Here is a 25,566-nt window from a genome sequence, read left to right on the forward strand (position 1 = left end):
ATATGGCAATACTAAGTAACGGTAAGTTTTATGGCTTCCTTTGTTCTGTTAAAGAAACCGGGCAAAAACTAGCAAATGGAGTTAAAGAATATGTGGAAGATTTTGTGTCCGGTTTTTCCGGATATGGATGGAAGTTATGGGAATATGTGACCGGTAAGTGGAAGTTAGAGATTGATACAATCGTGGTGCGGGAAACTATGCTTGTTTTTGAAATGCTGATAAGCAAAGTGCGGGCGATAATAGGAGCACAAGCTATTACACAAGGCCATGGAAAAGTGAAATCAGCCCGTATCTCAGATGATGGTACAGAATATCTCATAGTTCTTGAAGATGAAGATATGAGTATTGTAACACATGATTTTGTGCGTTGTCAGACATTTACGAGTGGTAGGACAAAACTTTATCATGTGGAAGTCTTTTCTGTCGATGTAGAAACAAAGACTTTACACATTCCTTTATCAGAATTTGAACAGGATGAATTGGGTAATGTGCTTTATCCTCCTGTATCGGGCGATGAGTTGGTCCAGTTCGGTAATTCGCAGAATAAGGTTCGTCAATCTGCTATATACATGCATGCTGATGAAACAGGGCAACCGGCTATTGACGTGATGTTTGATATTGATTCAAAAAACTGGGATGGTAAAGTGAAGGTACGCGTCGGCGGCGATATTCCTGATAGCGGAGGTTTGAAAGGTTTTTATTGCGAAAACGGCATGATAAAAGGTGCTGACTCAAATGGACACACTGTGTATTGCATCTATCCTGACGGTACAGCTGAATTTGGTGACGGCTCCGCAATGTTCTGCACTGACAAGTCTGGACATATTGCTGGTGGTGCAATCTCTTGGATATGGAATGCTGAGAAGAAAAAGTGTATATGCACCATGAAGGATGTTGTTTTAACGTGGGATAATTTGTCAGATGAAGCGAAAGAGAATTTAAAGGGCGAACCAGGTACTGATGGAAAAGATGGGATGAGAGTTTATATAACCTATAATGACAATGAGGAAGAACCGGTAAAGCCTATGGGTGATGGTACAACGGAAGGTTGGCACACGAATTTAACTGCATCCGTCATTTGGATTTCTCAAAAGGTGGCGGAAAGTCCATCTACTGGAGAATGGGGTACACCAATAAGGTTTAAAGGTAAAGATGGAAAGCCGGGACAAGATACAAATCTTCTTCCGTGGATTGAGAAATGGAATGGGTATGCGACCGAATTGGGAGAAGACTATATTGTAACTCCTAAAATGTTTTCAGGTACGAGATCTGCTGACGGAAAACTAACAGGCATAGTTCAGGGGAAGGACTGTTTAACAGATAATAAAACTGGAGAGGTTCGTACAGGTATCTTTGCACTAGTTGATAATAAAATTGTATTTGAGCTTGATCCAGTGTCCAAGAAATATAGGTTTACAGGTGATTTGAATTTATTCGCTGACGATGACCATAAGATATTGGAAATAACGAGTGAGAATTTGGGGGGAAATCGTGTAATTAGACCTATGTTTACGATGAAATCATATTCACCTAATTATCAAAAATATAACATGATCTTATTAAATGGGGATACTTTGGATATGGTAAGTGATATTCTTGGCTCGAGGTCAGCTTCAATATCTCCTGGGTATGTTTCTATATCTGATAGGGGTGAAAATGAAAGCATAATAAATCAATTAAAAATAAGTACAAGTGGTGGCGCTTCATTATCTAGCACAGAATGGAAAACTCCTAATAGTCTTTTGGGAGTAGGAGAGACATATGTAGACGAAAATGGCTTTTTAAGAGTTAAAATGTAAATGCATATATAAAAGAATATACAGAAAGAAATGGGACTAAACGACTGGCTAACAATACTCGGAGCTTTAGGTGGCTTGGAAGCAATTAAATGGGTTGTTAATTTCTACGTTAACCGAAAGACTAACGCGAGGAAAGAGGATGCGGCAGCAGATGCAGCAGAAAATGAGAATGAGAGAAAACAGATCGCCTGGCTAGAAGAACGTATTGCCCAACGAGATGCAAAAATTGATGCTATTTATGTAGAACTTCGGCAGGAACAAGCTGCTCATCTTGATGAAGTCCATAAACGGCATGAGACTGAATTAAAATTGAAAGAGTCTGATATGAAACGTTGCGAGGTACGAAAATGTCTGGAACGTGAACCACAGACTGGTTATTAATAAATAAAGAGGATTAAAGATGAAAGTATTAATCGACAATGGTCATGGTGAGAACACTCCGGGCAAACGTTCTCCGGATGGTAGATTGAGAGAATGGACTTATTCACGTGAAATTGCTGATATGGTAGTAGCCGGATTACGCAAAAAGGGAATTGATGCAGAACGAATAGTGAAAGAAGATTCGGACATCCCTTTGTCTGAGCGATGCCGGCGGGCGAATGCCATTTACAAGGAGACAGGAAAGAAAGCTATTCTAGTTTCTATCCATTGTAATGCAGCCGGTAGCGGGACAAGTTGGGTGAATGCACATGGATGGAGTGTATTTGTTTCAAACAATGCGTCGGCCAGTAGTAAAAAGCTCGCTGCATGTCTTTGTGAAGAGGCTGAAAGTCTGAAATTGCAGGTTCGCAGGCCAGCGCCTAAACAACCATATTGGCAGCAGAATCTTGCAATCTGTCGGGATACAAATTGTCCGGCAGTGTTGACTGAAAACTTCTTTCAAGATAATAAGGATGACGTGGAGTTCCTTTTGTCTCCACAGGGTAAGGATGTTGTTGCACGGATTCATATTGAGGGAATAACTAAATACTTAGGATTATGAAAGCACTGATTTATATAACCATATTCCTGATGTCGGGAATATGGTTTGCTTCATGCCGGACTCAATATATCCCTGTAGAGACTGTGAGAACCGAATATAAAGCACGTGATAGTATCCGGGTTGACAGCATCTATAATCAGGATAGTATCTATGTACTTGTTAAAGGTGATACTGTATATCAGTATAGATATAAGTACCTGTACAAGTATCAATATCTAAACAGGACGGATACGATGATTAAGATTGATTCAGTGCAGGTTCCTTATCCGGTAGAGAAGCAATTAAGCCGGTGGCAATCTATCAAAATGGAGTTGGGCGGGTGGGCATTCGGAATTATAATATTGTTTATTCTGATAATAATCGGCCGAATAATATTCAAATTAAAGAAGAGGTAGCTCAAAATAAGCTACCCTTTTCTTTTAATAAATACCCCTTAGAATATTTTGTTGTAGGTTGTAAGCTATATGTCTGGAAATTCATTCAGAATTTTATTGCTTTTTACTGCAAAATTTCTTTTAATATATCTTTCTGTTGTATCAATTGACTTATGTCGGAAATGACGCTGTAATTCCCATGTATCTATTCCCTCATTTACTAATTTAACACCACCTGTATGTTTAAAACTGTATAGTTTATATTGAGGTGAGATATTGAGTCTATTGCGTATTTTATCAAACCTAAATCTAAAATTATTCTTTCCTAACATAACTTTGCCAGGGATGCCATTATGAGAAAATAGATAAAATTCTTTTGGATGGGTGTCGAGATTCAGAACGCTATACATGTATTCATATAGTTGCCGCGGAATGTTTACTGATTCCGTTTGTTGATTCTTGCTAATATCTTTAGGAACTGTTATAATGTGGTTGTCGAAGTCTATATCTCCAATTTGTAACTGCCGAAGTTCATTTGGACGGATGGCACAATAATATTCCATCTGACAGACTAACCATAATTGAGGATCATGTTCTTTCATGTGCATTGACAGAAGTTGACGCTCCCGATCAGGAATAGGCTTTGCAGCTTCGTCTTTAATAGCTCCCATATTAGGGATGTCGTGTACAGGGTTAACATCTATGACTTTTTTAGCTTTTAATAAGTAGTCAAAGAATCCATGTAGTATTTGAGCATACTTCTTCACGGTTCTTCTACTAACGTTATGTTTTTCTACGATATAACACAAAAACTCACAGATTGACTCTTGCCCAAAGAAGCAAACACCTTTTTTGTCTAGTTCAGATTGTTCTGCCCATTCACAAAATATGCGGAGCTTGGATTTATATGTCTGAAAGGAGTGTGGGATTACTTCTACTTTTTTAATAGCCAAGAAATCCGATAGGTATGTGCGTAGGCCAATAGAACCTTTTCTTTCATTACCCCATCTTTTTACTATATTATGATATAATAATTCATCATTATAGTTAATCTCTTTTTCTAAGAATGGAATTTCCCCCTTAGCAAATTTCTCCTTAATACCATTTATGATTTTCTCTGCGAAAGCGTAACGCTCCTCTTTGGTCTTTAATTTTGCGAAGCCTGTATAAACCCGGAAGCGTTTCATCTCATCTGTTCGAGGATTGCGACAAGAGTATTCCACGAACCATGTTTTAGCCAAATCGCCACCACAATCTTTAAGCTGTGGTAGGATAACAATAGATTTTTGTTTTGCCATAATAATCACTTTTAATTGTATGTTGACGATTTACCAACTAAAAGACAATTATAGACATTTTTAAGAACGACTTAACTTAGAATCCAAATTGCTTGTAACTCATTGATATTCTTTGTTTTTGTCGGGATACCAAGATTCGAACTTGGGCCCCCCTGCTCCCAAAGCAGGTGCGCTAACCGGACTGCGCTACATCCCGAAATGCTTTATTCATCGAACTTCCTCTTTCTTTGTAGTCGGGGTAGCGGGATTCGAACCCACGACCCCCTGCTCCCAAAGCAGGTGCGCTAACCGGACTGCGCTACACCCCGCTACTTTTTGAAGGGTTGTTCTTTTCAAAAGCGGTGCAAAGATAGGGAGTATTTTTTAATTAACAATAGACAAACGGATGTTTTTTATTGATTAATTTTCAATACCCTGAATTTCATAGCTTTGCGGCTGCACTTTTTTTCTTGGCAGAAATCAAAAGCATCATAGGACGCCGCAATTCATCCTTCATTCCCGGAATAGTGTTTAGCATCACTTCATCGGGTTGTGGCTCTATCAGTTCACATATCTCAAAACCGGTTTGAAGAAGACCATTGATGTAAGTTGTTAGTGTTTTGTGGTACTTAATGACTTCTTCACCTAAAAAGACCGCGGTGCGTTTACCTTCTGCAAAATAGCGGTCTACCGGCCAATGAACACGATTCCCGGCTTGGTCGTAATGCCAATCCTGATTACCATAGGCAGTGAATATCGGGTGCTCCACTGAAAAGACAAAGGAACCGTCTAAGGTCAGGCAACTATTGATTTTCCGGGAAATATCCATAAAATTCTCAAGATAATGGAACGTTAAGGAACTGATAACAATGTCATAAGAATCCACTTGAAAGTCAAAATCTTCAATTGCCATACATTTATATTCGATGAGTGGAGAAGGATTTCTTTTTCTGGCTTCTTCCAACATCTTTTCAGAAATATCAATGCCGGTCACTTTTGTTGCCCCATGCTCTATGGCATAAATGCAGTGCCATCCGAATCCACATCCTAAGTCTAATACTCTTTTGCCTTTGAAATCCGGTAGCATTTTTTGTAATGTATGCCATTCTCCAGCACCTTTCAGTCCTTCTACCGAACGACTCATTTGAGAATATTGACTGAAGAAACGGTCATCATCATATTTATTTTCTTTCATAATTTACTTAAGCGGATTGTTGAATAAGGATACAAATATATGATTTAGTTCATATACTATATGAAAGATATGCATAAATAATCCGTAAGCATGAACCATCTTTTGATGTTTTCTGTTCTCTAAGTAGAAATTTAAAATAGAATTGCCTTATGAAAACGAAAAAACAGAAAGGAACAAATGAAAAAGAAATGCAGCATTTGTTGGAACAAAAAGGATATGAAAGAATGGTAAATGAGATTGTGCCCGTGCAACAGGCAGAGGCTTATCGTAAACCGACTCATAAAGCTGTAAAGGAAGCCGTAAAGGAATTGAATCCTGATACGAACAGCTTAGGCAGCAGAGGGTGAATCCACTCTCTGCCACCTGTTGGCGGAATTATTTAATAGATAAGTTTCATTTAGGGAAAGTGAGGATAAAACAGCTTCCTTTTCCTGATTCGGATTTTACATTGATACTTCCATCATGTAAAGTCATAATTTGCTTGCATAGGCTTAGTCCAATGCCCGAACCGGATGTTTTGGTAGTGAAGAAAGGAACGAAGATTTTATCCATAACATCGGGCAGAATGCCTTCTCCATTATCGGATATTGTTATAGCTTTGTTTATAGTGGTAGAGACTATTTTTATTTTTATCTTTTTTTCAGTTCTCCGGTCGCATGCTTCACAGGCATTTTTCAGCAGGTTGATAAGCACCTGTTCTATTTGTGTCCGGTCTACATATAGGTATAAATCAGATGCCGGCGTTTCGAAATGGATATATTCTTCAGGAAATAACTTTTTTAGATCCATAAACAATTCTGCTACAAATACCTTGGAGAGGACAGGAGTCGGAATTCGTGTCAGTCGTCTATAATTTTCTACAAATTCTAATAATCCTTTGCTTCTTCTATGGATGGTCAACATGGCTTGTAACATGACAGAGTATTCTTTATCTTCAAGGTGTGCTGAAACTTCTCTTTCACTTAATGTTTCCGAAAGAGAAATAATAGGGGTGATGGAATTCATAATTTCATGTGTCAATACACGAATAAGTTTTTGCCATGCTTCCATTTCATTTCGTTCCAGTACGGAATGAATATTTTTCAAGCTGATGAGCCGTTGTTCTTTTCCCTGCGTGGAAAATGTGGTATAAGAAATCGCCATCTCCAAAATAGTACTGTTTCGCTCGATTCGGATAATGGAAGTATCATTGATATTGGATACTTCTTGTAATGTTTCCGGTAGTTGCGATATCTGTCCCAAATGAATAATTGCTGCTTGATTCATCCATTCTATATGTCCCGCAGCATCGGCCACAAGTACAGCAGTATCTACCTTATTTAATAAGTTTTCATAATATTGATGCTTGATTTCTTCCGCTAGCAGTTTTTTACGAAAGTCTTTTAGGGTATCAGACAGCTCTTCAGCCCACTCATTCATCATTTTATTTTTGAAAGGCGGATGGAAAGTCTGCATCATATCGTTGTAGCGAAGTCCGTCTGTCAATCGCCTTAACAGGGCAATTTGCTTAAACTGTATACGGTAGAGATGTACGCCGGTGACTATCAGAAATATAATGCAGATGATAGTACTGAACCATAATTGCTTTTGAAACAACAAACAACTGCTGATAGAAAGCAGGAATATAAATAAAATATGCAGGATTATATTGATTTCAAATCGTTTCATAAGCCTAGTTTTTCAAGTTTGCGATATAATGCAAAGCGGGTAATCCCCAAATAGTCAGCAGCACGGGAAATATTTCCTTCACTGATTCGTAGTGCTTTTTCGATAGCTTGCCGTTCAAGTTGTTCCAGGTTTAATATTATTTCCTCGTCCTTTTTCTGTTTGGGAGTGGCATGGAAAAGGAAGTTTTCGGGTTTCAACATAGAGCCATCTCCTAAGATTACGGCGCGTTCTATCGTATGTTGCAGCTCTCTTACATTTCCCGGCCATGTATATTTCAGTAATTTGCTTTTTGCTTCCCGCGTCAGTCCGCGCATTTCTTTTTTATATTTACGTGCATAACGGTCTAAAAAATATTCGGCAAGCAAGATTATATCATTACCACGTTCACGGAGAGGAGGTATATGGATTTCAATCGTGTTGATGCGGTATAGTAAGTCCTGGCGAAAATTTCCCTCTTCTACCATTTGCCGGATATCAGCATTGGTCGCACAGATTAAGCGGACATCAATAGGAGCAGTTTGCGTACTTCCCAAACGACTGATTTGTTTCTTTTCGATGGCTGTAAGTAGCTTGGATTGCATAGGGATTGAAAGATTTCCGATTTCATCCAAAAATAAAGTTCCGTTGGTTGCCACTTCCATTCGTCCGGCTTTTGACTTCCTGGCATCTGTGAAAGCTCCTTTCTCGAAACCAAACAATTCACTTTCAAATAATTGTTCGGGAATACTTCCCAAGTCAATGGTGACAAAAGGCTTGCCGTATCGTGGGGAACAGCGGTATAGCAAGCGTGCAATTACATCTTTTCCTGTACCGTTTTCTCCAAGAATCAGTATATTAGCATCTGTATTACTCAATTTGTTTATTGTTGCAAATACTTCTTGCATAGCCGATGACTCTCCTATGATTTCGTTATCCGAAGTGCTTTGTCCGCTAAGGACTTCGACTTGTTCTTTCAGAATATTCACTTCTTGCCGGGATTGACGTAACCGCATACCGGAAGTCAGTGTGGCCAGTAGCTTTTCTTTTTCCCAAGGCTTAGGTATAAAATCTGTTGCACCGGCTTTAATAGCCCGGACGGCTTTATCCGTATCCGCATAGGCAGTCATGAAAATAACAATAGCTTGTGGATCCATCTGCAATATCTGTTGCAGGCTTTCAAACCCTTCTTGTCCACTGATGGCATCACGGCTGAAGTTCATATCCAATAAAATAAGATCGGGATGGAAGGTATTCATGAAATGTTCTATTTTGTCGGGACTGGTTGCCACTTTAATCTTTTCCGCATAAGGTTCCAATAAGAGGTTGAGCGCAAAGAGTACATCCTCGTTATCATCTACTATAAGTATCTTTCCTAATTTGTTTACTTCTTCCATATACTATGTTTATTAGATTCAGTCCTTTGCTTACTGACATCCGATGTACGAGATGCTCATCTGGAGCATAACGAGATGAGCATCTCGTGCAACGTTCCTTATAGACATACTTGCCGGATGAAAGCAGTAAACAGCATGGATGGTATCATCCAAGCGCAAAGATAGAAATAATAATCATGTGTTGTATGTGCGTTTATGCACTAATTATGTGCTTTATCGCACACTGAATATAATGAATTAATATTGATATGTCGTTGTAAAACAATGCTTTATTGAGATGGCACGAGTTTTGAATGATAAATAGCAAATAAAACTAAGAATGAACCTGAAATTAATCTTCATAAGTATCGGATTACTATCAACAGAACTACTGACCGCTCAAAATCGAGCCATGGAGTTGTCACTAGAAGAAGTAGTGAAGATTGCTCGTATGGAATCCCCTGATGCGCAAACGGCACGTCATAGTTTTCGCTCTGCTTATTGGAACTATAAATATTATCGTGCCAATTATCTGCCATCTTTAAGCCTGACTTCCGATCCTAGCTTGAACCGTGCTATTAATAAGATAACGATGGGAGACGGCTCGGTAAAGTTTGTCGAGCAGAATTTGCTGAACACAGATTTAAGTTTAAACCTTTCGCAGAATGTATCCTGGACCGGTGGTGCTTTCTTTCTCGAAACATCTGCCCAACGGATGGATTTGTTTAGTGAACATAAATACTCATGGCAAACTTCACCTATTATGATAGGTTACCGCCAGTCTCTTTTTGGTTACAATAATCTGAAATGGGATAAGCGGATAGAACCTGTGCGCTATCAGGAGGCAAAGAAAAGCTATGTAGAGACGCTTGAACTCGTATCGGTCAATGCGATTAATAAATTCTTTGCTTTAGCCACTGCTCAAAGTAATTATGATATTGCTTCTTTTAATTATGCCAATGCTGACACTCTTTACCGCTATGCACAAGGTCGCTACAATATTGGAACAATCACAGAAAATGAAATGCTTCAACTGGAACTTAACCGTCTGACAGAAGAGACGAACCGTATGAATGCCCGTATTGAAATGGATAACTGTATGCAGGAACTTCGTTCTTATCTTGGCATACATGAAGACCGTGAGCTTAGAGTGCTTATCAATCCCCAAGTGCCGGATTTCAGTGTGAATCTGAATGAAGCATTGGCTTTAGCCTACGAAAACAGTCCGGACATACAGACGATGGAACGGCGGAAACTGGAAAGTGAGAGTGCAGTAGCGAAAGCTCGTGCCAATGCAGGTTTAAAAGCGGATATTTATCTCCGTTTCGGATTGACGCAGACTGCTGACAAACTGCCCGACGCTTATCGGAACCTGTTGGATCAACAATATGTAAGCGTCGGAATTTCTCTTCCTATATTAGATTGGGGACGTGGAAAAGGACAGGTACGAGTAGCCCGCTCCAATCGTGACCTAGTGTATACGCAGGTAGAGCAAAGCAAGACGGACTTTGAATTGAATGTCCGCAAACTGGTCAAACAATTCAATTTGCAAACACAACGTGTCCGCATCGCTGCCCGTACGGACGAAACGGCTCAACGGAGAAGTGAAGTAGCCCGCAAACTTTATATATTAGGCAAATCGACCATTCTTGACTTGAATGCGTCTATTTCAGAGAAGGATAGCGCACGTCGTAACTATGTTTCGGCTTTATATAATTATTGGAGTTTATATTATACACTCCGTAGCATGACACTGTACGATTTTGAGCAGAATACAATATTGACAGAAGATTATAATCTTCTTATTCAATAAAAAATAGTGCATTGAACCATAGTAGTATATATAAAATACAGATAATCTTATGGATATAAAACTAGAAAAGAAACCGTGGTACATTCGTTACAGATATTATCTGATAGGAGGAATTTTGTTTGCCGCCTTTTTGATTTACGTGATAACTTTGTCTTTAGGGCCTAGAAAATTACGGATTGACGCTGAAAATATACAGATTGCAGAAGTGAAAGAGGCTAATTTCATGGAATATGTAGACGTGGAGGGATTGATTCAGCCGATATTGACTATTAAAATCAACACTCGTGAAGCGGGAAGTGTGGAAAGTATAGTCGGTGAGGAGGGGAGTTTGCTCCAGCAAGGTGATACAATTCTCATTATTTCCAATCCGGATTTACTTCGTAACATTGAAGATCAGCATGATGAATGGGAAAAGCAAATGATTACCTATCAGGAGCAGGAGATTGAAATGGAACAGAAAAGTCTGAACCTGAAACAACAGGCTTTAACGAATAATTACGAACTGGAGCGTCTGAAAAAAAGTATTGCTCTTGACCGTGAAGAATTCCAGATGGGAGTAAAGAGTAAAGCTCAACTCCAGGTAGCTGAAGATGAATATAGTTACAAACAGAAGAATGCAGCTTTACAACAAGAGAGTTTGCGGCATGATTCTGCCGTAACGATGATACGTAAAGAGCTGATTCGTAACGACCGGGAGCGGGAACGGAAGAAGTATGAACGTACTCGCGAACGACTGAATAACCTGGTTGTCACAGCACCTATAAAGGGGCAGCTTAGTTTTGTAAAGGTTACTCCGGGACAACAGGTTGCTTCCGGTGAAAGCATTGCTGAAATAAAAGTACTCGACCAATATAAGATACATACTTCACTTAGTGAATATTACATTGACCGGATTACCACCGGATTGCCTGCTACGGTGAATTATCAGGGGAATAAATATCCGCTGAAAATAACGAAAGTAGTTCCCGAAGTGAAAGACCGCATGTTTGATGTCGATCTTGTCTTTACGGGGGGTATGCCCGATAATGTCAGAGTTGGCAAAAGCTTCCGTGTACAGATAGAATTGGGACAACCGGAGCAGGCGCTCGTTATCCCACGTGGCAATTTTTATCAGTCTACAGGTGGGCAGTGGATTTACAAAGTGAATGCATCAAAGACAAAAGCAAGTCGTGTTCCATTAAATATTGGTCGCCAAAATCCGCAGCAATACGAAATAACAGGCGGTTTGCAGCCGGAAGATTGGGTAGTTACGACCGGATATGATACCTTTGGCGATGCGGAGGAATTAATATTAAAATAAAAAAACACGCAATTCAATGAAGATAATACAGTTAGCCATTTGAACATTAATTGTTATATGCCGTCTTTTGGCAAATAAACAAGATTGTGCATATCAATCCTGTTAAAATTATAAATGCTGAATAAAATTAAGATAACTATGGTGAAATATTATTTAACAGTTGCGTTCCGCAACTTGTTGAAATACAAGACACAGAATATAATCTCCATTATCGGTTTGGCAGTCGGGCTACTATGTTTTAGTGTATGCATGTATTGCAGCCGTTTTGTAGAGACTATCAATCATTGTTTTGAGAATTACCCCCGTATCGCAGAGTTACGTCTGTATGATTATCAGACTGCTACCAGCTTCTCCGGTACGCAGCTAGCATTATCCGAAGAACTCCGTACCTGGTCGATGGGAGAAGTGGAAGCTATTTCATGTATGACCTACTCGCGTGAGCGTTCTTACTTTGCCGAAATATCAGAGGATAAATCATTACCCTACGAGCTCGAAACAATCGAAGTGGATACTTTATATAATAAGGTATTTACACCGGAAATGGTAGCTGGAAGTTGGAAAATGGCGAGCCGGACAGCCAATGCCGTTATTTTGAGCCAATCTACTGCCATTAAGATATTTGGTAGTGCCGCAACGGCTATCGGCAAGCATCTGACTTTATCGAGGAGACTTAACACTTCCCCTGACAGTACCCCGAAAACAGGTGGCATTGTCTATACCGTTCAGGCAGTTATGGAAGATATTCCGCTAAACAACGGTTTTGTTTTTATGGGACACATAGACGCGCTGACAGTAAACGACAGCGAGGGGCTTTTTCAGAGTCCGCGACGGAACGAGATGGTAGCTGCCCGGACATACGTCTTGTTAATTTCCGGAACAGATCCGTCTGTCCTTGAAATGGAGTTCGCTAAACGCAACTATACCTATACATTGAACAATCAGGTTTGTGACGTCATAGCTAAAAACATAGGACAGATGATGCAAAAGAAGGGAGCCTTTGTTTTGGGAATCACTACCGGAATAGTCGGTACACTGATTTTGTTAGTCGGATTGGTCAATTTCTTTCATTTTCTCATCGGTTCTTTCTTGAATCGTACCCGGGAATACAGTATCATGAAAATGCTGGGGGCTAACTGGAAACAACAGTTTCTCCTGTTATTTATACAATCGCTGATTATCGTGTTTGCATCTTCCTTTCTGGTCGTGTGGGGGATAGAGTTGATTGGCAACAGGATCGATTTTTCTTTGTCGGGTGTTACAATGACGTTCCCACCCGAAATCCTGTTGAAACACGCCCTGCAATATATCGCTTTTCTTATTCTGCTCTGTGCTGTAGTCTGCTTATTCGTATCTATCCGTATCCGCAGGATTTCCATACAAACCGGTATGTATGGGGGAAACAAACGCCGTGGAAAACAATGGGGACGTAACTTCATGTTAGGTATCCAATTCTTTATTTGCTGGATATTTGTTGCATTCACCGTTGGATTGTTCTTGCAATCGGATAAGACGACTAAAACGTTGTTTCATACATTATCATCTCAAGAGAAAGAAGCGATTCTTAGCATTCCGCTGGACTATCCATTTCTGAAGAATGAAGAGAAACTGGCTATGGTGGAACGTTTCAAACAGCATGCCGGTGTAAAAGATATGCTGTTATCGGATATTGCTTATACACAGGGTACGTCCGGAAACATACTGATGACGGAAAAAGGGAACGACAATTCATGGACTAACATAGATATATTGTGTGTACCGCTAAACTTTTTCACTTTTATGAATATTCCGATAAAGGAAGGCAGAACCATCCGGACGAAGAACGATCTTGTTATGGATGAAGTTTGGCAGGAGAAACAAAAAAAGAATGTGATTGGGATGAACTTTTATGATCAAGCAACAGATTTCACGGTGTGCGGAGTGTGTGCGCCTTTTCAGACAGATGTACACAATCATAGTGGCGGATATGCTTTCACGCTTTATGACCCTTCTGTCTACGTAGGACATTGCTATGTGAAATGCTATCCCGAACAGCAAAAAGAGGTTGTGAAATGGGTAGAGAAAATCCGCCGGGAAGTGCTTCCTGAGAATATACCTTATCAGGTACGAACGTTTCAGAACGATTTGTATGAAGTACAGGCTATGGAATATATTCTGAAAGATATTATTCTGTTTTTTGCCATAGTCAGTATCATCATTACATTGTTGGGGGTATATTCCAGTATCACTCTTGATACGGAACGGCGGCAGAAAGAAGTTGCTATCCGTAAGGTAAACGGGGCAGGGATACGTCATATCGTATGGCTGTTTGCCCGCTTATATATAATTTTGTTGGTGGTTACTGCCGCCATTACCTTCCCGCTTATATACTTGGTATTGCAATTATGGAAACAGATATATACGGTATTCTTTAATGATGGATTTTTCTTTTGGGCAGGAATATTTATATCTGTTGCTATGCTGACGGCATTAACAATTTGGCTCCGTATCCTGAAGATCGCAAAAATTAATCCGGTGGAAGCAATAAAAAATGAATAGAACAATAATTTTAAAACAATACAATTATGATTAAGACTATTAACTTACAGAAGATTTTTAAAACGGAAGAGGTGGAAACCTGGGCGTTGAATAACGTTAGTATCGAAGTAAAACAAGGTGAATTTGTTGCTATTATGGGGCCATCTGGTTGTGGAAAGTCAACATTGCTCAATATTTTAGGATTGCTCGATAATCCGTCAGGAGGAGAGTATTACCTGAACGGAAAGGAAGTTTCCAAGTATACAGAATCACAACGTACCAGCCTTCGTAAAGGTGTGATAGGCTTTGTGTTTCAGAGCTTTAATCTGATAGATGAACTGAATGTATACGAAAACATTGAACTGCCTTTACTTTATATGGGAATCTCGTCATCCGAACGGAAAAAGAGAGTAGAGACAGCTATGGAGAGAATGGCTATTACTCATCGTAGCAAGCATTTTCCCCAACAACTCTCCGGAGGTCAGCAACAACGTGTTGCTATTGCCCGTGCAGTAGTTGCCAATCCTAAACTGATTCTTGCCGATGAACCGACTGGTAATTTGGACTCCAAAAATGGTAAGGAAGTCATGGGGTTATTGAGCGAGCTAAATAAAGAGGGGACAACAATCATAATGGTGACCCATTCGCAGCATGACGCCGGCTATGCCGATCGCGTCATCAACTTGTTTGATGGCCAGGTGGTAACGGAAGTAAGTATGTAAGTACATTGCGTCAAGCAACTATAAATGAAGTATCATGATAAGACACTATCTTAAAGTAGCCTTTCGCAATCTGATGAAGTATAAGACACAAAGTCTTGTCAGTATCATCGGATTGGCTGTCGGATTTACTTGTTTTGCGCTATCAGTATTGTGGATTCGCAATGAAATGACTTATGATAATTTTCATGAGGGGGCCAACCGCATTTATCTGATACGTGCGCATTACACCAATCAGCCCGGTATAAGCAATTCTACTCCATATCCTTTAATGGAATATTTGCAGGAAAAAATGCCGGAGATAGAAGACATAACTACTCTTAGCGCACGTTATGTGAAATTCCGTTTGGGAGATAACGAGCAAGATGTCGGGATGGTTGCTGTTGATTCTACTTTCATGACCTTCTTTGATATACAATTATTAAAAGGTACTGTCAACTTCTTGAAGAGTGGTAGTCCGGAAGTTGCTATAACAGAAGAATTTGCACAGCGACTTTTTGGTAAAGAAGAGGATGCATTAGGAAAGGAGGTGGAGATAGGCAGACGTTCTTGTAAAATAGGGGCAATTGTGAGTGGATGGTCCCATCACTCTAATATTCCTTATTCTGTACTAACTTCGGCGAGGCATTATCCCCGTTGGGGAAGCTCGGATGAGCAACTATTTATTCGTGTGCGTGAAAAAGTTGACATGAATGTTTTTCAGACAAAAATGAGTGCTATTCGTATAAATGAGATTGATAAAGAGAGTGAACTCTCAGATCTCTCAGATCTATTTATTACTCGGATATCAGCTTTGCGTTATTCGGATTATGTAGATAAAGCGGATGTTATAATCTCTTTCAGCTATATTTTCTATTTTTCGTTGGCAGGCGGATTAGTGATTATTTGTTCATTATTCAATTATCTGACTCTTTATGTTAGTCGTCTTTGTATGCGTAGCCGTGAGATGGCACTTCGTAAGGTGAATGGAGCCAGTAATAAAGCTTTATCAATGCAGTTTGCGATTGAATTATTGCTGATTTTATGTGTTGCTTTGTTGGGTGGATTATTGTTGATAGAGATAAGTATGTCACAATTCATAGAATTCACGCAGATAGAACCTGGTTCGTATTATGGAGAAATAGCAGTGTATCTTTTAGTTGTAATTATGTTGTCTTTTTTGTTTGCACAGATACCATTATTGTATTTTCGTCGTCGAACATTGCAGGAGACTATTAATGGAAATACTGTTACTACCAGACCATATTTATTTCGCAAAATAGGAATTGTCGTACAATTAATTGTAAGTCTCACTTTTATCTTTTGTACGTTTGTCATTATGAAGCAATTGTATTTTCTGAAGAATACAGACTTAGGAATGGAACGTCATAATGTTGCTAATGTGGCATTGTGGAATGGAGATATTAAGCAATGGGTAGAGAAAATTAACGCTTTGCCTATGGTGACACAGAGTCTGACTCCTATGTATTTCCCGATCATTCCAACTGGCCCGATGATGTATGTTGAAATAACAGACTGGGATGGCTTGTCGAGTACAACAGAAAAAAAAGTCTCTATCGGTATGATGCCCGCAAAAGAGGAATACTTCAAGTTTTATGATTTAAAACTATTGGAAGGCGAATTTATATCGGAAAAGAACCAGTGGAATGAGGTCGTAATTGATGAAAGTACGTGCCGTAGATTCGGATGGAAACATGGTTTAGGAAAGAACTTCACTTACCATTACAATGGTAGTCAGGATATGATGTATAAGGTCATCGGAGTAGTGAAGGATTTTAGCTATCGTTCTCCTACCAGTGCACCGGGACTTATTGCATTTCAGCATCCCAAGGCACAAGAATATCTTCTGAATCGTGCGAGTATTCTTTTCAAATTCAAAGAAGGGACTTGGCATGAATGTCGTGAAGCAATAGAGACACTACATAAGGAAGAATTTCCCAATGCTCACTTACGATTGTTTAATGATGAAGAAGAATATGGTAAATATCTCCGTTCTGAAAATGCACTAATGAAGTTATTGAGCTTCGTATCTTTGGTTTGTGTTCTGATTTCCATATTCGGAATCTTTTCACTGGTTACTTTATCATGTGAGCAACGTCAGAAAGAGATTGCTATACGTAAAGTAAATGGGGCACAAATTTATCATATCTTACAAATGTTCTTCCGTGAGTATCTATTATTGTTGGTTATTGCTGCTGTAATAGCATTTCCAATGGGATACCTTTTAATGAAGAACTGGATTGAAAGCTATGTGAGACAAACTACGATAAATAGTTGGATATATGTAGTCATTTTTGTCGTGGTTGCACTTCTTATCTTACTTTGTGTCATATGGAGAGTATGGAAAGCTGCCAGGCAAAATCCGGCAGAAGTTATCAAGAGCGAATAATGAAATAACAATATTATGATAAAACACTATTTAAAGGTAGCCTTTCGTAATCTGATGAAATATAAGACACAAAGCCTTGTCAGTATCATCGGATTGGCAGTTGGATTTACTTGTTTTGCGCTATCTGCTTTGTGGATTCGTTATGAAATGACTTATGATAATTTTCATGAGGGAGCAGAGCGTATCTATCTCGCCGGCAATAAATTCCGCCTTAAGGGAGATGGCTTTTCACCTTATTCGTCCTCTTTATTGGCAGGTTATATAACCCAAAACTGTCCGGAAGTAGAGAAAGCATGTCGCATAAAATACGCTTATGGGAACAAGGCAAAGTACGAAGATGCTGAATTTGAGATGCTTCAGATGGAAGCCGATTCTAATTTCATTTCAATGTTCAATATCACTGTATTGAGTGGGGATAATTATTTACGAATGGGTAAAGGACAGATAGCAATCACTGATAAGGCAGCCCGGAGAATATTTGGAATAGAAAATCCGATTGGCAAACGTTTGGTGTTCCCTCAACAGAATGATGACGAGATGACTATCATTGTAGTAGTAGAGTCATGGAAAGGACACTCTCAATATGCTTTCGATATTCTGTTACCTTTTTACGACTCAGAACCACATTGGGGACTCCAGCAATGGCATACCCTTTTTAGGGTTTATCCCGGCAGCGATATTAATGCGTTGGAACAAAGGCTGGCTGAATATAAAGTACAGCAGGATGGTGATATGTGGGTTTCTGAATCTACTCCTATTGCACCGCTTTCAACGCTAAGAAGTACTCATCCGAACGATGACGTCAATGTCAAGTTAAAGCATATTCGTCTCTTTGCTGTTATTGGAGCTTTAGTCATTATTTGCGGGTTATGTAATTATCTGACCATGCTTATTACCCGTATCCGGATGCGTAAGCGTGAGTTGGCACTTCGAAAAGTGAACGGGGCATCCGATGGCAGTTTATTGATATTACTTCTTTCCGAGTTAATTTTCCTGCTTATTATATCTATGGGAATAGGCATTATGCTGGTCGAACTGATTTTACCTGCCTTCAAACGTATGTCGCAAATTGATGAAAGCGCTTCATTTTTCTATAATGAAGTCTTTGCGTATATGTTTTTATTAATAATGGTTACAGTAGGGATCGCAGCATTGCTTATTAGATATGTCAGCAAACAAAGTTTGCTTGACAGTATCAATCATAAGGCTAATTTTTATCTTTCCGGTTGGTTTTATAAAGCCAGCATCTTATTCCAACTGTTTATAAGCATAGGTTTTGTGTTTTGTACTCTTGTCATGATGAAGCAAATGGATTGTTTGCTGAATACGAAAGAGTTGGGATTGGATCGGCATAACGTAGGTGTCATCACTTATGGCAGAGGTTTAGAAAACGTTCCGCTCGAGAAGATATTGGATCAGATGCCAGAAGTGGAAAAGCGTTTACATGGTTTTTATACCCCTGTTCCCAAAAATATGTATTCTTCGTTAAGGATAAGTGATTGGGAAGATAAGAGTGGGGAAGAACAAGATATTAATATGGAAGATGAAGCGCTCAATGAGGATTATGTGGACTTCTTCGGGATTGAACTGTTGGAAGGGAGTATGTTGGATGAGAAAGACGGAGAAAAAATGGTGCTAATCAACGAAGCGGCAGTGAAAGCCTTCGGGTGGAAACATCCGTTAGGAAAGAAATTCAGGGATTACACGGTAAAAGGGATTATTAAGGATATATGTTATAATGCTCCGATACACGCTGTAGCTCCAGCAATGTTCTCTTATTCGAAGGGGAGTGAACGTAAACATATTATTTTCAGAACACGGGAAGGCAGTTGGAATGTTGTTTCTGAGAAATTGGGAATGGAAATCCGAAAGATTAATCCTGATAGTGAATATACGTTACTCAATATGGAAGAAGTCTATGATGACTATATGAAATCGGAGGAAACTTTGAGCAAATTATTGGGAATAGTCTCATGTGTTTGCATACTAATCGCAGTGTTTGGTATTTTTTCTTTGGTAACCCTGTCCTGCCAGCAACGTCGTAAAGAAATAGCTATACGTAAAGTAAATGGTGCCAGCGCAAGGCTGATTCTGAATTTATTCTTTAAAGAATACCTGCTATTACTTGTTATGGCATCATGCATTGCTTTTCCATTAGGGTATGTCATTATGAAACGTTGGCTTGAAAACTATGTTAAACAGACTCCGGTTAACTTGTGGATATACATAGGAATATTTGCGGGAATGCTTCTTGTCATATTTTCAAGCATTGTGTGGAGAGTTTGGAAAGCAGCTATTCAGAATCCGGCAGAAGTGATTAAAAGTGAGTAATAGAATCGTATAACATATAAGATGGATATGAAAAATCAACTATCATCAATTAAAGCATTATTCCGTTTCAGGATTTATACGATAATCAATATTATTGGTCTGGCGGTGAGTGTAGCGGCAACATTAGTCATCATACGCTATATTCATCAGGAATTAACGGTTGACCATTTCTGTAAAGACCTGGATCAGTTGTATATATTAACGGCTCAAAGAAGTAACGGCAGTATTTCTATCATCGACAATACAGACAGGAATCATGACCCCAATTTCATTGACCCGATGAAGAATCCCGAAGTAGAGGGGTATTCATACTGTATTTCTTATAAAGATGACTATATCGTATCTGACGAACATCGTTATCGAGTCAATGTTTTAGTGACAGACAGCTTGTTTCTGCAATTAATGGAGTATCCAGTCATATCGGGGATTAAGACTATTCAACGGCCGGATGATGCAATCATTACCCGACAGTACGCCAAGCATCTTTTTGGAGATGAGGAGCCGCTTGGAAAGCAGTTTGTTTCTTCGGCAGGTTATACGCTTACCATACGGGGAGTTGTAGATGAACCAAATACCAAGTCTTCATTGCAATTTGACCTGATAACTCCTGTGAATCAGGGAAAGTACATGGATTGGAGCCGGATGGGATTCTGTATAGCACGCTTGGCTAAAGGGACGGAACTAAAGAGTTTTAATGAGAAAATATCAAAACCACAATCATTGATCAGTTTTGGTCATTCACCTATACAATTCAGACTCTTACCCTTGAAAGAGTTATACTTTGATAAAGTGGTAAGTTCGGAATCAGGTTTTTTCTTGAGAGGGAATAAAGAGCATATAACGATTTTATCTGTCGTGGCATGTATGTTATTGTTGGTAGGAATCTTCAATTTTATCAATATCTATACGGTTATTATCTTGAAACGGGCGCGTGAGTTTGGAGTTAAAAAAGTGTATGGTGCCAGCGGTATGCAGATATTCTCACAGATATATATGGAAAATGTGTGTATGATTGCCGTTTCGATGCTCCTTATTTGGACGCTAATTGAAGTTACGGCCGGTGTGTTTGCGTCTGTATATTCCATTCCAGTGAAACCGGAACTGAAATTCGACATCTCATTATCTTTCATTCTATTGTTCGGATTGCCGTTAATTACCTCTGTATATCCTTTCTTGAGATATAACTATTCTTCTCCGATTACCTCTTTACGCTCGGTAAGTGTCGGGGGATACTCGATTGTATCCCGTGCCGTTTTTCTATTTATTCAATATATCATCACTTTCTGTTTGATAGTGGTTTCATTGTTTTTTGTACGTCAGTTATATACTATGCTTCATGCTGATCTTGGTTATCAGGTGAAGAATATTATATCTTGCCAGTTTTTATCGCATGATACACAAAATAAAAGGTACTCTAGCGATGAAGAGTGGCAGAAAGAACGTGATTCAGAACGTCATAAAGAACAAGTTATCAGGCAGAAAATGGATGCATGTCCTTTGTTCGTTTCATGGAATTATGGTGAACTGCCGATTCATTTGGAACCCCAAGTAGATGTGGAAGCGAACAATGGAGAAAAGCATAAAATAGCTCTTATGTTTGCCGACAAGAAATATATGGATATGTTCGGGTTGAAACTGAAGGAAGGAAGAGAGTGGAATGATAAAGATCAGTTTGCTCAGTATAAAATGATTATTAATGAAACTGCTAAAAAACTTTTCCGAATAAAAAATATAGATGAGGTTTTGTTACAAACGAACTCACGTTTATGGTGGAGTATGGGAGTGGACGAGGGGAAGAACCCTCCCTTTCAGGTGGTAGGAGTGATAGAGGATTTTCGTACCGGGCATTTGTCTAAAGGAGATGCACCGCTGGCTATTTTATATAATGAGAGTGATAATCCGACAGACCCTCTGTTAGCGACGATTGCGGAGGGAAAGCGTAAAGAAGCTGTTAATTTCCTGAAAGGCTTGCATGACGAAGTGTTGGGACAAGGAGAGTTTGATTATCTGTTTGCAGAAGATGAGGTTAAAAAGTTATATAATGATGATAAGAGGACGACTCGCATTTATGTCACTTTTGCCGGATTAGCTATCTGTGTATCTTGTCTTGGCCTGTTTGGTCTGTCCCTGTATGACATTCGTCAGCGATACCGGGAGATTGCATTGCGTAAGGTAAACGGAGCTACTGGCAAACAGGTAGCTTTATTGTTAGTGCGCAAGTATCTCTATATTCTAGGAGCGGCATTTGCGGTTGCTATTCCTTTAGCCTACTATATCATTCAGGATTATACGAAGGATTTTGCTGTGAAAGCTCCGATAGGAATGGAGCTTTTTATAGCAGGCTTTATTCTTACCTTAGTAATTTCTTTAGGAACATTGTTATGGCAGGTTTGTAAGGCTGTCCGAATTAATCCTGCACTGATAATGAAGAATGAATAAGCTTTGCATAAGGTGGAATGACTATTGGAATAAATGGAATGATTTCACAGATTTTACATCAAAAGACATTTGAAAAAACAGTATCTTTGCATAATTCCAAGTTTATTTCAAATAAGAGAATGTATATGAATAGAATAAATGTGTTTTTATTGTTTGCAGTCTGGATTGGTCTTAACGCGTGTCAATCGAAAGGAAAACAGGCTATCGAGAAGGAAATGGGAGAGGAAACTTTAATAATAGCTCCAACAGAAGAAGAGAAAACAATAACCGGAATTGTAGGAGACGCTTCGACGGATCACTTCGTGCTAATTACCTCAAAAGGAGATACGCTTTTTATCAGTACAATGGATCAGGAACCGAACGATGTCACAGGTTTTGAGCTGGGAGACACGGTGAGAGTGAATTACATAGAAGAAGAGGAAGAACCTGGTTCGAGTACTATACCGACCGCTCAAAAGGTGATTGTGATAGGAAAGAAAGATCGGGATAAATAATTAATCTAATAATAACACAGAATGAAAAAGAAAATGTTGGCGGCAGCCCTGTTGGCAGGGGTATTGGCTGCATGTGGCGGTAGTGCTACTTCGGTGGTAGGTGCATGGGTAGAACCAGTACCGGGCATGGAAGGGCAAGTGCAAGGTATTAAAATGGAAGAGGGTGGTGGTGCATCTTCTGTTAATATGGCTACATTAGTTTATGAAAGCTGGAAACAGGAAGGTGATAAACTGATTCTGACCGGAAAAAGTATTGGTAATGGACAGACAATTGAATTTACAGATACAATGGCGATTAAAAAGCTGACGGCTGATTCATTAGTTTTAGATAATCGGGGAATGGAGATTCGCTATGCGAAACAGAAATAATGTAATTAATAGGTGAATATTCACCTCATTGAATAAATAAAAAAGCTACTTTCCCGATTCAATACAGGAAAGTAGCTTTTTTTATAGGATTCCAAATGATGATTACAAAATATCTAAAGCTTTGAAAGCTTTCGTCAACTTTTCTACAGCACTATCAATTTGTTCCTTTGTATGAGTAGCCATTAATGCAACGCGCACCAATGTATCCTGTGGAGCACATGCCGGTGGAATAACCGGATTGATGAATACACCTTCGTCGAAAGCCAGTTTCGTAACCATGAAAGTCTTTTCCGTGTCACGCACATAAAGAGGAATGATAGGCGATTCTGTTGCACCAATCTCAAAACCAGCTTCGCGGAAACGTTTCAATGCATAGTTGGTAGCTTCCCACAATGATTCAAGTCTTTCCGGTTCGTCTTGGATAATATGGAGAGCTGCCAAAGCAGATGCAGTAGCTGCCGGAGTATTGGACGCACTGAATATATAAGTACGCGCATTGTGACGCAACCAGTTGATGATAGAAGAATCAGCAGCAATAAAACCGCCGATAGAAGCCAATGACTTGCTGAAAGTACCCATAATCAAGTCAACTTCGTGAGTCAGACCGAAATGGTCGCAAACGCCACGTCCTTGCTTTCCGAATACGCCCAAACCATGAGCTTCGTCTACCATGATAGTAGCATTGTATTTATGTTTCAAGCGTACGATTTCAGGCAGATTTGCCAAGTCACCTTCCATAGAGAACACACCGTCTACTATGATTAGTTTTACTGAGCTCGGATTGCACTTTTGAAGTTGCTTCTCCAAATCAGCCATATCGTTATGCTTATATTTTAATTGCTGTGAGAAGGAGAGACGACGGCCGTCTACGATAGATGCATGGTCACGGTCATCACAGATGATATAATCATTGCGGTCTGTCAAAGCAGGAATAACACCCGAATTCACAGTAAAACCGGTAGAAAAACAGAGAGCTTCATCTTTACCGACGAAAGCAGCCAGTTCTTTTTCCAGTTGGACATGCAGGTCAAGTGTACCATTCAAGAAACGCGACCCTGCGCATCCGGAACCATATTTATGCATGGCTTGAATGCCAGCTTCAATAACTCTTTCATCTCCCGTAAGGCCAGTGTATGCATTGGAACCGAACATCAACACTTCGTGTCCGCCCATTTCTACCTCTGTACCCTGTTTTCCTTCAATCTCACGGAAATATGGGTAAACGCCCTGTGCCATAAATTTCTGTGGCAAGTCGTACTTAGCTAACTTCTCTTGTAATAATCCCATGAATTATAATTTATAATACTCATACTCAGACCGTTCGCTGACGGTCTAACATCTTTTTATCTTAACAAGTGTTTAAAAACAGGGGGCAAAGATAACAAATTTTGCTTTCATATGTTCTTTTTAAGAGAAAAAAGTTGCCCTCTTGAGATTAGAAACCTCTAATAGATTAAAATTTAAGATATTTATATTACTTTTGTCGTCTACAATCGACAAGAATAGCATGAACGAAAGTATGAGAAAAATAAAATTCGTCGTCAATCCTATTTCAGGAACACAAAGTAAGGAATTGATTCTTAGCTTGCTGGATGAGAAAATAGACAAGACGAAATACTCTTGGGAAGTAGTATATACGGAGAGAGCCGGTCATGCAGTAGAGATAGCTGCCAAAGCTGCGGAAGAAAAAACGGACGTGGTAGTAGCTATCGGTGGAGACGGGACAATCAACGAAATAGCTCGTTCGCTGGTGCATACTGATACCGCTTTGGGGATTATCCCTTGTGGGTCGGGTAATGGGCTGGCGCGGCATCTACATATACCTATGGAACCGAAAAAAGCACTGGAAGTGCTTAATGAGGGGTGTATGGATATAATAGATTATGGTAAGATTAACGGAACGGATTTCTTCTGCACCTGCGGAGTGGGATTTGATGCTTTTGTTAGTCTGAAGTTTGCGCATGCCGGTAAACGCGGATTGTTGACTTACCTGGAAAAAACGTTGCAGGAAAGTCTTAAATATCAGCCGGAAACCTACGAGTTGGAGACTGAAAACGGAGTATCTAAGTATAAAGCCTTCCTCATTGCCTGCGGAAACGCATCACAATACGGAAATAATGCCTATATTGCCCCGCAAGCCACATTAACAGACGGTTTGCTGGACGTCACCATATTAGAACCGTTCACTGTGTTGGATGTGCCTTCCCTTGCTTTTCAGTTATTTAATAAAACAATCGATCAGAATAGCCGTATCAAGACTTTCCGCTGCAAGCAGCTGTGCATTCGCCGGGCTACTCCGGGTGTTGTGCATTTCGATGGTGACCCTATGGAGACAGATGCTCATGTAAATATTGAATTAATTAAAAGAGGGCTTCGGGTTGTAGTACCGCGTGCGGCGGAGAAAGATGCTGCGAACGTACTTCAAAGAGCACAGGAGTATATGAATGGTATTAAATTGATGAATGAAGCCATCGTTGACAATATAACAGACAGAAACAAGAAAATATTGAAAAAACTGACTAAGAAAGTCTGATAAAATTACGGATAACTA

20 protein-coding genes and 2 tRNA genes are annotated in these 25,566 nt (G+C 39.5%); 15 read left to right on the top strand and 7 right to left on the bottom strand.

The genetic code is table 11. From position 1 onward, the window contains the following. Nucleotides 1–2: 2 nt before the first annotated feature. Genes HC965_RS09360 through HC965_RS09375 form a run of 4 tightly spaced genes read left to right on the top strand, consistent with a single transcriptional unit; the run spans nucleotide 3 to nucleotide 3,176 of the window. Nucleotides 3–1,799, top strand: a complete 1,797-nt coding sequence (locus HC965_RS09360; protein WP_223854795.1) for a hypothetical protein — start codon at nucleotides 3–5, stop codon at nucleotides 1,797–1,799. Between the two features lie 30 nt (nucleotides 1,800–1,829). Continuing rightward, nucleotides 1,830–2,180, top strand: coding sequence for a hypothetical protein (locus HC965_RS09365; RefSeq protein ID WP_191031232.1), 351 nt, complete (start codon nucleotides 1,830–1,832; stop codon nucleotides 2,178–2,180). 19 nt (nucleotides 2,181–2,199) lie between these two features. Then, nucleotides 2,200–2,781, top strand: coding sequence for an N-acetylmuramoyl-L-alanine amidase (locus HC965_RS09370; RefSeq protein WP_191031233.1), 582 nt, complete (start codon nucleotides 2,200–2,202; stop codon nucleotides 2,779–2,781). Further along, nucleotides 2,778–3,176, top strand: a complete 399-nt coding sequence (locus HC965_RS09375) for a hypothetical protein (protein ID WP_191031234.1) — start codon at nucleotides 2,778–2,780, stop codon at nucleotides 3,174–3,176. Before HC965_RS09370 ends, HC965_RS09375 begins: the two co-directional genes overlap by 4 nt. 65 nt (nucleotides 3,177–3,241) lie before the next feature. Here the strand turns inward: HC965_RS09375 and HC965_RS09380 are convergent, their stop codons facing one another. The 4 genes from HC965_RS09380 to HC965_RS09395 all read right to left on the bottom strand — a co-directional run bounded on the left by HC965_RS09380 (nucleotide 3,242) and on the right by HC965_RS09395 (nucleotide 5,627). Then, nucleotides 3,242–4,453, bottom strand: coding sequence for a site-specific integrase (locus tag HC965_RS09380; protein ID WP_191031235.1), 1,212 nt, complete (start codon nucleotides 4,451–4,453; stop codon nucleotides 3,242–3,244). 121 nt (nucleotides 4,454–4,574) lie between these two features. Further along, nucleotides 4,575–4,649: transfer RNA gene (locus HC965_RS09385), tRNA-Pro, on the bottom strand. A gap of 37 nt (nucleotides 4,650–4,686) precedes the next feature. After that, a tRNA-Pro gene (locus HC965_RS09390) sits at nucleotides 4,687–4,761 on the bottom strand. 113 nt (nucleotides 4,762–4,874) lie between these two features. Beyond that, nucleotides 4,875–5,627 (bottom strand): bifunctional 2-polyprenyl-6-hydroxyphenol methylase/3-demethylubiquinol 3-O-methyltransferase UbiG, encoded by a 753-nt coding sequence (locus HC965_RS09395; RefSeq protein WP_191031236.1) that lies wholly within the window; start codon nucleotides 5,625–5,627, stop codon nucleotides 4,875–4,877. A 149-nt stretch (nucleotides 5,628–5,776) separates the two neighbouring features. Here HC965_RS09395 and HC965_RS09400 point away from each other — a divergent pair, with 149 nt between their 5' ends. Further along, the gene (locus HC965_RS09400) at nucleotides 5,777–5,974 is read left to right on the top strand and encodes a hypothetical protein (RefSeq protein WP_191031237.1); all 198 of its coding nucleotides are present in this window, start codon (nucleotides 5,777–5,779) and stop codon (nucleotides 5,972–5,974) included. Between the two features lie 46 nt (nucleotides 5,975–6,020). Here the strand turns inward: HC965_RS09400 and HC965_RS09405 are convergent, their stop codons facing one another. Next, on the bottom strand, nucleotides 6,021–7,295 hold the full coding sequence (locus HC965_RS09405) for a PAS domain-containing sensor histidine kinase (RefSeq protein WP_191031238.1): 1,275 nt from the start codon (nucleotides 7,293–7,295) through the stop codon (nucleotides 6,021–6,023). After that, a complete protein-coding gene (locus tag HC965_RS09410; protein ID WP_191031239.1) occupies nucleotides 7,292–8,668 on the bottom strand; it encodes a sigma-54 dependent transcriptional regulator in 1,377 nt (458 codons plus the stop codon). The genes HC965_RS09405 and HC965_RS09410 overlap by 4 nt, the downstream gene beginning before the upstream one ends. A gap of 319 nt (nucleotides 8,669–8,987) precedes the next feature. On the opposite strand from HC965_RS09410, the gene HC965_RS09415 reads away from it, so the two are divergent. The 9 genes from HC965_RS09415 (at nucleotide 8,988) to HC965_RS09455 (ending at nucleotide 23,015) form a co-directional block, all read left to right on the top strand. After that, nucleotides 8,988–10,460, top strand: coding sequence for a TolC family protein (locus HC965_RS09415; protein WP_191031240.1), 1,473 nt, complete (start codon nucleotides 8,988–8,990; stop codon nucleotides 10,458–10,460). 49 nt (nucleotides 10,461–10,509) lie between these two features. After that, the gene (locus HC965_RS09420; protein WP_191031241.1) at nucleotides 10,510–11,760 is read left to right on the top strand and encodes an efflux RND transporter periplasmic adaptor subunit; all 1,251 of its coding nucleotides are present in this window, start codon (nucleotides 10,510–10,512) and stop codon (nucleotides 11,758–11,760) included. Between the two features lie 138 nt (nucleotides 11,761–11,898). Beyond that, the gene (locus HC965_RS09425) at nucleotides 11,899–14,295 is read left to right on the top strand and encodes an ABC transporter permease (protein ID WP_191031242.1); all 2,397 of its coding nucleotides are present in this window, start codon (nucleotides 11,899–11,901) and stop codon (nucleotides 14,293–14,295) included. 26 nt (nucleotides 14,296–14,321) lie between these two features. Beyond that, complete coding sequence (locus tag HC965_RS09430; protein WP_191031243.1) at nucleotides 14,322–14,996, top strand: ABC transporter ATP-binding protein; 675 nt, start codon at nucleotides 14,322–14,324, stop codon at nucleotides 14,994–14,996. Nucleotides 14,997–15,030: 34 nt separating this feature from the next. Continuing rightward, nucleotides 15,031–17,382, top strand: coding sequence for an FtsX-like permease family protein (locus HC965_RS09435; RefSeq protein WP_191031244.1), 2,352 nt, complete (start codon nucleotides 15,031–15,033; stop codon nucleotides 17,380–17,382). Between the two features lie 15 nt (nucleotides 17,383–17,397). Next, entirely contained in the window at nucleotides 17,398–19,713 is a 2,316-nt protein-coding gene (locus HC965_RS09440; protein ID WP_191031245.1) for an ABC transporter permease, read from the top strand. Between the two features lie 27 nt (nucleotides 19,714–19,740). Then, a complete protein-coding gene (locus tag HC965_RS09445; protein ID WP_191031246.1) occupies nucleotides 19,741–22,152 on the top strand; it encodes an ABC transporter permease in 2,412 nt (803 codons plus the stop codon). A gap of 125 nt (nucleotides 22,153–22,277) precedes the next feature. Next, nucleotides 22,278–22,646, top strand: coding sequence for a hypothetical protein (locus HC965_RS09450; protein WP_191031247.1), 369 nt, complete (start codon nucleotides 22,278–22,280; stop codon nucleotides 22,644–22,646). A 21-nt stretch (nucleotides 22,647–22,667) separates the two neighbouring features. Then, nucleotides 22,668–23,015 carry a lipocalin family protein gene (locus HC965_RS09455; protein WP_191031248.1) on the top strand — a complete coding sequence of 116 codons (348 nt, stop codon included), beginning with the start codon at nucleotides 22,668–22,670 and terminating at the stop codon, nucleotides 23,013–23,015. A 102-nt stretch (nucleotides 23,016–23,117) separates the two neighbouring features. Here HC965_RS09455 and HC965_RS09460 read toward each other — a convergent pair whose 3' ends face one another. Then, nucleotides 23,118–24,302 carry an aminotransferase class I/II-fold pyridoxal phosphate-dependent enzyme gene (locus HC965_RS09460; RefSeq protein WP_191031249.1) on the bottom strand — a complete coding sequence of 395 codons (1,185 nt, stop codon included), beginning with the start codon at nucleotides 24,300–24,302 and terminating at the stop codon, nucleotides 23,118–23,120. Between the two features lie 220 nt (nucleotides 24,303–24,522). Here HC965_RS09460 and HC965_RS09465 point away from each other — a divergent pair, with 220 nt between their 5' ends. Further along, nucleotides 24,523–25,548 (top strand): diacylglycerol kinase family protein, encoded by a 1,026-nt coding sequence (locus HC965_RS09465; RefSeq protein WP_191031250.1) that lies wholly within the window; start codon nucleotides 24,523–24,525, stop codon nucleotides 25,546–25,548. Nucleotides 25,549–25,566: the final 18 nt, after the last annotated feature.

The sequence above is a fragment of the Bacteroides sp. GM023 genome (genome assembly GCF_014750685.1).
Classification (GTDB): domain Bacteria; phylum Bacteroidota; class Bacteroidia; order Bacteroidales; family Bacteroidaceae; genus Bacteroides.